Annotated in this window: 9 protein-coding genes; 4 read left to right on the forward strand and 5 right to left on the reverse strand. The window is 76.6% G+C overall.

All coding sequences use genetic code 11. From position 1 onward, the window contains the following. Window positions 1–77 precede the first annotated feature (77 nt). Window positions 78–464 (forward strand): cold-shock protein, encoded by a 387-nt coding sequence (locus tag ACFPK1_RS06325; protein WP_378020042.1) that lies wholly within the window; start codon window positions 78–80, stop codon window positions 462–464. Between the two features lie 60 nt (window positions 465–524). On the opposite strand, the gene ACFPK1_RS06330 is transcribed toward ACFPK1_RS06325, so the two are convergent. From ACFPK1_RS06330 to ACFPK1_RS06345, 4 genes are all read right to left on the reverse strand, one after another. After that, window positions 525–2,222, reverse strand: a complete 1,698-nt coding sequence (locus ACFPK1_RS06330; RefSeq protein WP_378020043.1) for a ricin-type beta-trefoil lectin domain protein — start codon at window positions 2,220–2,222, stop codon at window positions 525–527. A gap of 221 nt (window positions 2,223–2,443) precedes the next feature. Continuing rightward, complete coding sequence (locus ACFPK1_RS06335) at window positions 2,444–4,186, reverse strand: ricin-type beta-trefoil lectin domain protein (RefSeq protein ID WP_378020044.1); 1,743 nt, start codon at window positions 4,184–4,186, stop codon at window positions 2,444–2,446. A 138-nt stretch (window positions 4,187–4,324) separates the two neighbouring features. Further along, on the reverse strand, window positions 4,325–4,834 hold the full coding sequence (locus tag ACFPK1_RS06340) for a DUF2771 family protein (protein ID WP_378020045.1): 510 nt from the start codon (window positions 4,832–4,834) through the stop codon (window positions 4,325–4,327). Beyond that, entirely contained in the window at window positions 4,831–6,384 is a 1,554-nt protein-coding gene (locus tag ACFPK1_RS06345) for an MFS transporter (RefSeq protein ID WP_378020046.1), read from the reverse strand. The genes ACFPK1_RS06340 and ACFPK1_RS06345 overlap by 4 nt, the downstream gene beginning before the upstream one ends. 71 nt (window positions 6,385–6,455) lie before the next feature. On the opposite strand from ACFPK1_RS06345, the gene ACFPK1_RS06350 reads away from it, so the two are divergent. The 3 genes from ACFPK1_RS06350 to ACFPK1_RS06360 all read left to right on the forward strand — a co-directional run bounded on the left by ACFPK1_RS06350 (window position 6,456) and on the right by ACFPK1_RS06360 (window position 11,198). Next, window positions 6,456–7,259, forward strand: a complete 804-nt coding sequence (locus ACFPK1_RS06350) for a DUF3027 domain-containing protein (protein ID WP_378020047.1) — start codon at window positions 6,456–6,458, stop codon at window positions 7,257–7,259. Between the two features lie 29 nt (window positions 7,260–7,288). Then, entirely contained in the window at window positions 7,289–10,291 is a 3,003-nt protein-coding gene (locus ACFPK1_RS06355; RefSeq protein WP_378020048.1) for a sacsin N-terminal ATP-binding-like domain-containing protein, read from the forward strand. 73 nt (window positions 10,292–10,364) lie between these two features. After that, a complete protein-coding gene (locus ACFPK1_RS06360; protein WP_378020049.1) occupies window positions 10,365–11,198 on the forward strand; it encodes an NmrA family NAD(P)-binding protein in 834 nt (277 codons plus the stop codon). Window positions 11,199–11,307: 109 nt separating this feature from the next. Here ACFPK1_RS06360 and ACFPK1_RS06365 read toward each other — a convergent pair whose 3' ends face one another. Then, complete coding sequence (locus tag ACFPK1_RS06365; RefSeq protein ID WP_378020050.1) at window positions 11,308–11,574, reverse strand: DUF2530 domain-containing protein; 267 nt, start codon at window positions 11,572–11,574, stop codon at window positions 11,308–11,310. Window positions 11,575–11,647 lie beyond the last annotated feature (73 nt).

An 11,647-nucleotide genomic window follows, 5' to 3' on the forward strand; every position in this document is an offset into this window, starting at 1 on the left:
GGGGATAAACTGGACGCCTGCGCTCCGGCACGGTCGCCGGGGCGCTTTGTCGTGATCGAGCAGGACGGGAGACGACGGTGCCGACCGGCAAGGTCAAGTGGTACGACGCCGAGAAGGGGTTCGGCTTCCTCTCGCAGGAGGGCGGAGCGGACGTCTACGTGCCCAAGGGCGCGCTGCCCCGCGAGGTGGAGGCGCTGAAGTCCGGGCAGCGGGTGGAGTTCGGGATCGCCGAGGGGCGGCGCGGGCCGCAGGCGCTCCAGGTGCGGCTCGTCGACCCCCTGCCCTCCGTGGCCGAGGCCGCCCGCCGCTCGCCCGACGAGCTCCACGGCCTCATCGACGACATGATCAAGGTCCTGGAGGCCCGCGTGCAGCCCGAGCTGCGCCGGGGCCGCTACCCCGACCGCCGTCACACCAAGCAGCTCGCCGAGGTCGTCCGCGCCGTGGCGCGCGAGCTGGAGGGCTGACGCCACGTGAGTGATATGGGTCGTCCCGACGACCCATATCACTCACGTGACCGCAGGTTCTCAGTTCGCCGGCACCGCCGGGCTCGAGGTGACCGGCACCGGGGCCGCCGACTCGGCCGTCGCCGGGGCGGTCGGGCTCGTCGGCGCCGCCGCGGTGGCCGGCGGGACGAGCTCGGGCAGCAGCGGCTGGCGCGGCGTGCCCCCGCCGCCGACGCTGCCCGGACCGTTGTTGTCGACCGCGGCGAGCACGGTCCGCAGCCGCTGCAGGTCGCGGCTCCAGGCGTTGGCCGAGCTGGCGTACACCTCGAAGTCCATGCCGTAGTCGTTGCGGAACTGGGTGCGCGTGTTGCCGCCGGGCCCGTTCTCGGCGTTGAGCGCGAAGGACGGGCCGTAGGTGTCGTCGACGACGTAGGCGCCGTAGTTCTGCAGCGTCCACGCGATCTGGCGCGCCGGCTCGGTCGTCAGCCCGAGCGACGCGATGTCGACGGTCGGCGGGATCGCGAGCAGCGAGCCCATCCGCATCGCGGTGTTCGTGTTGCCGCCGACCGAGCCGTACCAGCCCACGGCGTAGCTGTCGGACTTCACCGCGGGCCACCGGAAGCACTCGGCGCGGGTGGCGCACTGCGCGAGCTCCGCCCGGGCGTACAGGTTGATCTTCAGGGCGTGCCGCGGTCCCTCGGTGCTGCCCGGGCGCAGCTCGCCGACGCGGATCGACCCGCCGAGCCCGCTCATGCCCGAGCCGCCGTGCGAGCCCTGGATGCCGGGGCCGTAGATGTCCTGGTCGGGGTACCGGACGTAGCTGGTGGCGGGCCCGCCGGCCGCGCAGCGCGCCAGCGGCTGCGTCGAGACCACCGTTCGGCCGTCGGCGGACAGGAAGGACGCGCTCTCGTTCTTGTTGTTGCTGGGCAGCACGTAGTCCGCGGGGATCGGCACGGTCGCGAGCGTCGTCCGCTCGGTCTTGCAGCGGTCGCCGCCCCAGCCACCGGAACTGGCCAGCACCGGGGTCAGGGGAGCGGTCGGGGTGAGCACGATGGGCTCGTCGTCGATCTGCGGGACCCGCGCCCCGGTGGAGCCACCGGGCAGGGCGGGCAGGTTCGCCGGCACGTACACCGCTCCGCTGCCGATCGGCATGTTCCAGATCGAGCTGGACGCGAACGGCTGGCGCAGCGGGTCGCGGGAGCCGGTCGGGGGCGGGGTCGTGGTGGTGGTCGTGGTGGTCGTCGGCGGGGTCGTGGTCGTGGTGGTGGTGGTCGTCGTCGTCGGCGGCGGAGTCGTGGTGGTGGTCGTCGTCGGGGTGGAGACCGCCGGCACGGTCCAGCGCTGGGCGGCGTTGGTCGAGCAGCCGGTGATGACGACGGCGGTGCCGGGCGCGGTGCCGTTGTTGCGGGGCGCGAGGCACCGGCCGGCCTTCTGGTTCTGCACCGTCCCGTCGGGGCGGAACGTCCAGCGCTGCGAGGTGGCCGTGCCGCAGGCCGCGAGCACGACGGCGGTGTTGTTGCCGGACCCGCCGCCGGCGGTGTCGAGGCACCGGCCCGCGGGCGTCCGGATCGTCCCGTCCGACCAGCGGCTGAACTGCTGTCTCGTCGGCCCTGCCGGGTCGCAGACGTTGATCGTCGTCGGGCTGCCCGCCGCCGTGGCATCGTTCGGGTTCTCGAGACACTGACCGGCCGCGTTGCGGAACGGCCCGAGGACGGTGTCGGCCACGGCCGCCGGTGCCGAGAGGACCGACAGGACCACGAGGGCCGCGGTGGCGAGCACCGCGAGTGCGCTGAGCGAGCGCCTCGTGCGCGGACGGACGTGGACGTGTCTCGTGATCGGCCTCGGCACGGTGCGATCCCCCCATGGATGCGGCAGCCGCGACAGCGTTCAGTGACGGGGTGACCACAGGCCAGGGCCGGACGGGTGAATGTCGACGACGTGCCGCCCACTCGGGCTGACACGCCGTCGACGTTCGGTGCGGCCTGCTCCGCTCGGCCGCGTCAGTTGGCCGGGATGGCGGGCGTCGACGTGACCGGCATCGGGGCCGCCGACTCGGTGGTCGCCGGCGCCGTCGGGATCGTCGGCGGGATCGTCACGAGCGGTTCGACGAGCTCGGGCAGCAGCGGCTGGCGCGGGGTGCCCCCGCCCCCGACGCTGCTCGGGCCGTTGTTGTCGACCACCTGCAGCACCTGGCGCAGGCGCTGCACGTCGCGGCCCCAGGCGTTCGTGGAGCTCGCGTAGACCTCGAAGTCCTGGCCGTAGTCGGCGCGGAACTGCGTGCGCATGTTGCCGCCGGGCCCGTTCTCGGCGTTGAAGGCGAACGACGGGCCGTAGGTGTCGTCGACGACGTAGGCGCCGTAGTTCTGCAGGGTCCAGGCGATCTGGCGGCCGGGCTCGGTGGTCAGGCCCAGCGAGCCGATGTTCACCGTCGGCGGGATCGCGAGCAGCGAGCCCATGCGCATCGCGGTGTTGGTGTTGCCGCCGACCGAGCCGTACCAGCCGACCGCGTAGCTGTCGGACTTCACCGCGGGCCATCGGAAGCACTCCGGGCGCGAGGCGCACTGGCCCAGCTCGCCGCGCGCGTAGAGGTTGATCTTCAGGGCGTGGCGCGGGCCGACCTGGCCCGGGCGCAGCTCGCCGATGCGGATCGAGCCGCCCAGCGCGCTCATGCCCGACCCGCCGTGCGAGCCCTGGATGCCGGGGCCGTAGATGTCCTGGTCGGGGTAGCGCACGTAGCTCGTCGCCGGGCCGCCCGCGGCGCAGCGGGCCAGCGGCTGGGTCTGCACGACGGTGCGGCCGTCGGCGGCGAGGAACGCCGCGCTCTGGTTCTTGTTGTCGCTGGGCAGCACGTAGCCGGCCGGGATCGGCACCGTCGCCAGGGTGGTGGCCGGGTCGGTGACGCAGCGGTTGCCGCCCCACCCGCCGGGGCTCGCGAGGATCGGGGTCAGCGGCGCGGTCGGGGTCAGCACCAGCGGCTCGTCGTCGACCTGCGGGACGCGGGCGCCGGTGCTCCCGCCGGGCAGCGCGGGCAGGTTCGCCGGCACGTACCGCGCGCCGCTGCCGATGGGCATGTTCCAGATCGAGCTCGAGGCGAACGGCTGGCGCAGCGGGTCGCGGGTGGGCGGCGGGGTCGTCGTGGTGGTGGTCGTCGGCGGCACCGTGGTCGTGGTGGTGGGCCGCGTGGTGGTGGTCGTGGTCGGGGGCGTGGTGGGCGTCGAGGCGGCCGGGACCGTCCAGCGCATCGCGGTCGCGGTGGTGCAGGTGGCGATCACCATGCGCGTGCCGGCCGTGCTGCTGTTGCTCAGCGGGGCGAGGCAGCGCACCGCGGCCCGGTTGACGATCAGCCCGTCGGTGCGCACCACCCAGTGCTGGCTGTTGTTCGCGGGCGCGCAGGTCTGGAGGACGACCGAGGTGCCCGCCGCCGTGCCGTTGTTGAGCGTGCCGAGGCAGCGGCCCGCCGGGGTCTTGATCGCCTCGTCGTTCGCCCACCGGCTGAACTGCTGGGCCTGGTTGGTCGCGGCGCCGCACGCGGCGATCTGGATCTTGTTGTTCGCCGTCGTCGCGTTGTTCAGGTTCTCCAGGCACCGGCCCGCGGCGTTGCGGAACTGGCCGAGCACCGTCGCGGCCTCGGCCTGCGGGGCGGTGACGACGGTGGAGAACGCGAGCGCGGTGGCGACCAGGACGCCGAGCGCGGCCAACCAGCGTGACGTGCGATGACGGACGCTCGCGCGCGCCGTGTCCATGTGCGGTCTCCCCCCGAGAGTGGCCCGTGCCGTCGTGCACCGTGGCCCTCTCAGGGACTCGTACCCAGCGCCGAACGGGTGAAAGCACGCAGCGCCACTCGATGGGCTGTCACTGGACCGGGCGGCGGACCCGGCGTGTCAGCGGTCGTCGACGCTGAGCACCCAGGTGGAGCGGGTGGCGAACTCGAGGCCGTTCGGCCCCTGACTGATCCGCGCGCCGTACTGCTGGACCTCGGCGCTCTCGAGCTGGTCGGTGGCGGCGGGCAGCACGAGCGTGAAGCTCGGCGTCGTGCCGGGCGCGAACACGGGGCTGCGGCCCTGCTGGAGCGCGCCGGCCGTGTCGCGGAAGGTGAAGGCGAGCTGCCACGGGGTGCCCACGACCTCCTCGGGCACCGTCACCGTGAGCGGCGTGTTCGGCGGGACCCGCAGGACGGCGGTGGCCTCCGGGTCGTCGCCGCACTCGGTGACCTGCACGTCGCAGAACTGGCTCGCGCCCACCGACGCACCGGCGCCGCCCGCGGCGAAGGTGACGTCGCCGGGGGAGGACGGGCCGGCCGTGGCGCGCACGACGAGCACGACGACGACGGCCACGACCACCACGAGGAGCACGGCACCGACGACGACGGTGCGCCGGGAGAGCGACCTCACCGGCGGCCGGTCTCCGGGTCGAGCTCCGCTCCGCTCCGTCTCCGCGGGATCATCGACGAGCCTCGCGTGATCAGCACGGTCTGCACCGTACCGATCGCCATCACCACGCCGATGACGGTGAACCCGATCCACCACGTCGGCGGGAGCAGCACCCCGAGCGCGCCGCCGAACACCCAGGACAGCTGCAGGATCGTCTCGGAGCGCCCGAAGGCCGAGGCGCGGCTCGCCTCGGGCAGGTCGCGCTGCACCACCGCGTCGAGGCAGACCTTGAGCAGCGCGCTCGTGGTCGCGGCGACCAGCGCGGCGACCGCGGCGGTGGTCAGGCCGGTGACCGTCGCGGCGAGCACGACCCCGGCGAGCGCCAGCACCAGGCAGACGATCATCAGCACGCGCGGCCGGCCGAAGCGCTGGCGGGCGCCGATGAAGTTGCCGGCGAACCCGCCCGCCCCGGCGGCGGCGCCGACCACGCCGAGCAGCAGGAGCTGGTCGCCCGGCGCACCCTCGGTCTCGTTCTTGACGACGAAGGCCGAGAACAGCATGAGGAACCCGGTGAGGCTGCGGATCGTGCCGTTGGCCCAGAGCGCGGTGACGACGTCGCGGCTCAGCCGGGTGCGGCGGCGCTCGCCGGACGGGTCGTGCACCGGCAGGATCTGCGTCGGCTCCTCGCCCTCGGTGACCTCGACCCAGGCGGGGATGCGCAGGCACAGCCACACGCCGGCGAGGCAGATCGCCGCGGTCAGCCAGGCGGCGCCCGGCGACCCGAACAGCCACGCCACGCCCGCCGCGACGCCCCCGGCGACCCCGGAGGCGACGAGCCCGAACACGGTGAGCCGCGAGTTCGTCGTCACCAGCGTGATGCCCGGCGGCAGCACCCGCGGCGTCACGGCGGCCTTGAGCACGCCGAACGACTTGCTCAGCACCATGATCCCCAGCGCGGCGGGGTAGAGCGCCCACGTGTCCATCCACAGCGCCAGCACCACGGCCAGCACGCCCTGCCCGGCCGTGGACACCGCCATCGCGGCGCGCCGGCCCTGCTGGAGCCGGTCGAGCGCCGGCCCGATCACCGGGGCGACGAGCGCGAACGGCGCCACCGTGATGAGCAGGTAGAGCGCCACCCGGCTCTTGCTCTCGGCGCTGGCCGCGGAGAAGAACAGGGTGTTGGCCAGCGCCACGGCGAGCGTCGCGTCGGAGGCGTAGTTGGCCATCCAGGCGTAGGTCAGCGCCGTGAGCCCGGAGCGGTCGGCGCCGTCGGCGGACGCCGCGCGGTGGAACGCCCGCGCGCCCTGCTGGGTCAGGCGCCGGGCCCGCCACGCCGCGACCCGCGTGACGGTGATCTTGCGCGGGCCGGGGTCCTCCTCGTCCCGCGCGTCGAACCGGGTGTCGGCTCGCGGGTCGTAGCGCGTCGAGTAGCGGGTGTCGTCGTCGGCTCCCTCGGGCTCCTCACCGGAGGGGAACGGCCGCGTCGAGCGCGCCGTCGGCGGCAGGCGCCCTGGCCGGTGCCGGGGTCGGGGACCGTACGGACCGTGGGGATCCTGCGACGGTCCGGTCACGCGTCCATGATGACCGACGGTGGTGGGCGCCCGCCTCTCGCGCGCACGGGATCGACGGGCACAATCGTGACGTGGTCCCCGAGCTCGCCGACCCCGAACAGGCCGTCGCCGCCCACCTCGCCGGTGCGGCCGACCTCGCGCGCGCCGCCGCGGTGGAGACCGCCGACGGCGACGCCGCCCAGGTCGGTGCGTCGGTCGCCGTGCGCGCCGAGGACGTGCCCGACGCCGCCACCCACTACTTCGCGGCCGACAAGCCCGGCTACCGCGGCTGGTACTGGGCGGTGACCGTCGCGGGCCCCGAGTTCGACGTCAACGTCAGCGAGGTCGTGCTCCTGCCCGGCCCGGAGTCGGTCGTGGCGCCGACGTGGGTGCCCTGGAACGAGCGCCTGCGCGCCGAGGACCTCGGCCCCGGCGACCTGCTGCCGGTCGAGGACGACGACGAGCGCCTCGTGCCCGCCTCCGCGGCGCTGGACCCCGAGGCCGAGGACGACGACGGCGCCGGCTCGGGTGTCCGCGAGGTCGGCGACGAGCTGGGCATGGGCCGCCCACGCGTCATGAGCCGCGAGGGCCGCCTCGATGCCGCCGTGCGATGGTCCGACGGCGACTTCGGCCCGGGCGCCGACATGGCCCGCGCGGCGTCCGCGCACTGCGGGACCTGCGGGTTCTACCTGCCGGTGGCGGGGTCGCTGCGCGCCGCGTTCGGCGTGTGCGGCAACGGCAACGTCCCCGCCGACGGGCACGTCGTGCACGCCGAGTACGGGTGCGGCGGCCACTCCGAGCTGCAGATCGACAGCGGCGCGATCGTCGCGGTCGCCGACCTGGTCTACGACGACGGGGTCGAGATGGAGACCGAGACCGCCGGATCGGGCGGCTGAGCGACACGAGGAACGGGGACAGGGGAGCCGTGACCCCCGATCCCTTCGGCACCGCCGCGCTGCGGCAGGCGGTCCTCGACGCGTGGGCGGCCTCGCCGGCCCGCTTCCGCGAGGACGCCAACGCCGAGGAGGACCTGCTGCGCGGCGGGTACCGCGACCGCTGGTTCGTCGAGCTCGCGCAGAACGCCGCCGACGCCGCCGAGCGCGCCGGCACCACGACCGTGCTGCGGGTGCGGGTCGTCGACGGCGCTCTGCACGTCGCGAACGCCGGCGCCGCGCTCGACGCCGACGGCGTCGCGGGCCTGGCGTCGCTGCGCGCGTCGGGCAAGCGCGGCGAGGGCGGGGTGGGGCGCTTCGGCGTCGGGTTCGCGGCCGTCACGGCGATCAGCGACGCGCCGCGCGTCGTCAGCCGGACCGCCGACGGCGCGACGGCCGGGGTCGCGTTCGACCGGGCCCGGACGGCGTCGACGGTCGCCGGGCTGGGGGTGGGGGCGCTCGCCGACGAGCTGGCCCGCCGTGACGGGGCGGCGCCGGCGCTGCGGCTGGCGTGGCCCACCGACGGCGCGGAGCCCGCCCTGCCCCCGGGCGCCGACACCGAGGTCCGCCTGCCCCTGCGGCCCGGCGTCCACGCCGACGAGCTGCTCGTCGCCGCCGCGGCCCAGGCCCCGGATCTCCTGCTCGCCCTGCCCCCGCTGGACGCCGTCGACCTGCCCGGCGGGGTCGTGACCCGCACGCAGGACGGGGACACCGTGCGCGTCGGTGACCGCGCCTGGCACGTGCTGCGCGCCGAGGGCACGGTCCCGGATGCGCTGCTCGCCGACCTCGCCGTCGAGGACCGCGCGCGCACGGGGTGGCGGGCGACCTGGGCGGTGCCCCCCGACGCGGCGGAGGTGCTGCACGCGCCCACCCCGACCGACGAGCGGACCACCCTGCCCGCGCGCCTGCTCGCGACCGTCCCCCTCGACCCCGACCGCCGCCACGTGCGCGCCGGCCCGGTCACCGAGCACGTGCTGCGCGCCGCCGCGGCCCGCTACCCCGACCTCGTGCGCGCCCGCCCGGGGCCGGAGCGCCCGGCCCTGGTGCCCCTGCCCGCGCTGCCCGCCTCGGCGGTCGACGCGACGCTGCGCGACGCGGTGCTCGACGCGCTGCGGACCTCGGCGTGGCTCCCGGCGGTCGCCGGGGAGGACCTCGCCCCGGCGGGCGCGCGGGTGCTCGACCTCGACGGCGCCCCGACCGAGCTCGCCGCCCAGCTCGCCGACGTCCTGCCCGGGCTCGCCGACGCCCGCCTCGCCGCGCCCCGCCACGCGCCGGCGCTCGCCGCGGTCGGGGTCGCGCGGGTCGGGCCGGCCGCGCTCGCCGACGCCCTCGCGGGCCTCGACCGCCCGGTGGCCTGGTGGCGCGCGCTCTACGGGCGGCTGGCGGCGCTGCCCGCGCTCGTCGCCCCCGGCACCCGCGAGGAGCTCGCCGGGCTGCCCGTCCCGCTGGCCGACGGCCGGGTGGTCGGCGGGGCCCGCGGGGTCCTGCTCGCCGGGGACGACGAGGCGCTCGCCGCCCGCCTCGCCGCGGCCGCCGTGCCGGGGCTGCGGGTGGCCGCCCCGGGGCTCGCCGACGACGCCGCCGTCCGCGACCTGCTCGTCGCGCTCGGCGCCCGCCGCGTCGACGGGGCCGCGCTGCTCGCCGACCCGGCCCTGCGCGAGGCCGTGGACCGTTCGGCCGACGACGCCGAGGCCGGTGCCGATCCCGAGGCGCTCGACGCGCTCGGTGCCCTCGTGCTCGCCCTCGTGGCCGCCGGCGGGGACGCCGACCGGGCGCTCGGGGCGGTGGCGCTGCGCGACGCCGAGGGCGGCCACCGGCGCGCCGACGAGCTCGTGCTGCCCGACGGCGCGTTGCGCGGGCTCGTCGACCCCGACGGCCCGCTCGGGGTGCTCGACCCCGCCGTCGCCGAGGCGTTCCCGCGCTCCGCGCTCACCGCGGTCGGCGTGCTCGACGGGTTCGCCGTGCTGCGCGACGAGACCCCCGCCGGCCCCGACCACGACCTCGACGACGAGGAGACGTGGTGGGCCGAGGAGGTCGACCCCGTCGCGGAACGCCCGGACGGCCCCGACGGTGACGCGCCGGGCCCGCTGGTGGCGGTGCGCGACCTCGAGCTGGTGGCCGAGGACCGCTGGGACGCCGCGTGGTCGGTGCTGGCGGGCGACCGGGAGGTGCGCGAGGCGCTCGGCGGCGCCCGGCCGGTGGAGTCGCGCGCGCCCGAGGGCCCGCGGCCCTACACCGCCTGGTGGCTGGGGCGCCACGGGCGCCTCGCGGGGCATCCGCCCACGGCGTGGCGCCTGCCCGGCGCGAGCGCGGTCGACGGCCTCTACGACCCCGTCCCCGACGACGTCGCCGCGCGCCTCGACCCCGCGTTCCTCGCGGCGATCGGCGTCCGGACCCGCGCGCGGGTGGGCTCGGCGGAGGACGCGACCGACCTGCTCGCCCGCCTCGCCGACCCGGCCCGCGTCGTGCCCCCGGCCCGCGCGGCCGCCGCGCACGCCGCGCTCGCCGACGCCGTGGCCGCCGGGCGGGTCTCGGTCGCCGACGTGGAGCCGCCCGACCGCGTCCGCACCGCCGACGGGGTGGCGCGCGACGCCGACCCGGCCCGCGACGTCCCGCCGGCCGTGCTCGACCGCGCCCAGCTCGCCGGGGTCCTGCCCCCCGGGGTGCTCGTGCTGCCCGGCACCGGGGACCCGGCGCTGCTCGCCGACCTGCTCGACCTCGCGCCCGCCTCCGAGCGCGTGCGCGTCACCGTGCGCGCGGGCGGCCGTGCGGTGCCCTGGGAGGAGCTGCCGGCGGCCGTGGCGTGGGCGTCGGCGCTGCGCCGGCCGCTGCCCGACGGGGCGCTGGTCCTGCACGAGCGCCTGCGCGTGCTGGTGGTCGACGACGAGCGCGGCGGCGCGCCGGTCGAGTACACGCCGTCGGCGTGGGTCGACGACGACGGCGTCGTGCACGCGGACGACCCCGTGCGCGGGCTCCTCGCGGCCCTGGCCGCATGAATCGGACGTAGCGGACCGGACCTGTCCGCTCCTCCCTCGATGATCGTCGCGTAGCCGATCGAGGAGGGACCGCATGACGATCCTGGTGGCCGGGGCGACGGGGACGGTGGGGCGCGCGCTGGTGGGGCAGCTGCGCGACGCGGGGCACGCGGTGCGCGCGCTGACCCGTGACCCCGCGCGGGCGGCGCTGCCCGCGGGCGTGGAGGTCGTCCGCGGCGACCTCACCGACGCCGGCACCCTGACCGCGGCGTTCGGGGGCGTCGAGGCCGCGCACCTGATCACGTTCACCGGGGCGTTCGGCGACTGGCTGACGAACGGCCCCGAGATCGTGGACGCGCTGGTCGCGGCGGGGGTGGCGCGGGTCAGCGTGCTCGGCGGGTGGGACACCGGCACCCTCGAGCCGGCGCTCGACGCCGCCGGGGTGGCGTGGGCGCTGCTCTCGCCGACGGAGTTCATGGCCAACACGCTCGTCGACCACGCGGAGGCGATCCGCACCACGGGCGAGGTGCGCGTCCTCGACCTGGGCCGCACGAGCGCCGCGGTCCACGAGGCGGACATCGCCGCGGTGGCGCTGGCGGTGCTGACCGGCGCCGCCCCGACCGGCCGGGAGTACCTGCTGACCGGGGGCGAGGCGGTCACCCTCGAGCAGAAGCTGGCCGCGGTCTCGGACGCGACGGGGCAGCCGGTGACCCTGACCCGGCTCTCGGAGGAGCAGGCCCGCGCCGACCTCGCCGCGGCGGGGACGAGCGCGGAGATGATCGAGTTCACGATCGCGCTGGAGAGCGACCCGCCGCCGGTCGGCGCGCTCCCGGTGGGCACCGTCGCCGAGGTGACCGGCCGCCCGCCGCGCACCTTCGCGGCGTGGGCGCAGGAGAACGCGGACGCGTTCCGGGCGGTCCCCGGCTGAGTCCTACGGTGCGCCGGTGACGGTGTCCGACGACGCTGCCGCGCCGCGCTCGGCTCGGCGTACGCCGAGCTCGGCGTGAAGGGACGAGCCGAACTGGGGGCCGTCTTCGCTAGACCTTCTGCGCGCCCTTGACCCCGCGACGGATCGCGCGGCGCTGCAGGGCGAGCACGACGAGCCCCACGCCGCCGAGCCCGACGCCGATGAGCGCGGCGACGAACCAGGCGTCGAGCGGGCGCACGCCGGTCGCGGCGAGCACGCCCAGCACGACGGCGACCGCCACCCACACCGCCGATCCGACGAGGATCGCGAGGACCGGGTCGGTCAGCCGGCTCGGCAGGGGCGGCGGCTCGGCGTGCAGGTCGAACCGTCGGGCCACGGGACGCACCCTACGTGAGCGGCCGGGCGCGATGAGCAGCGAAGATCACAGACATGAAATGTCTGTGAGACGG

This window comes from Actinomycetospora rhizophila, assembly GCF_042657905.1.
Classification (GTDB): Bacteria; Actinomycetota; Actinomycetes; order Mycobacteriales; family Pseudonocardiaceae; genus Actinomycetospora; species Actinomycetospora rhizophila.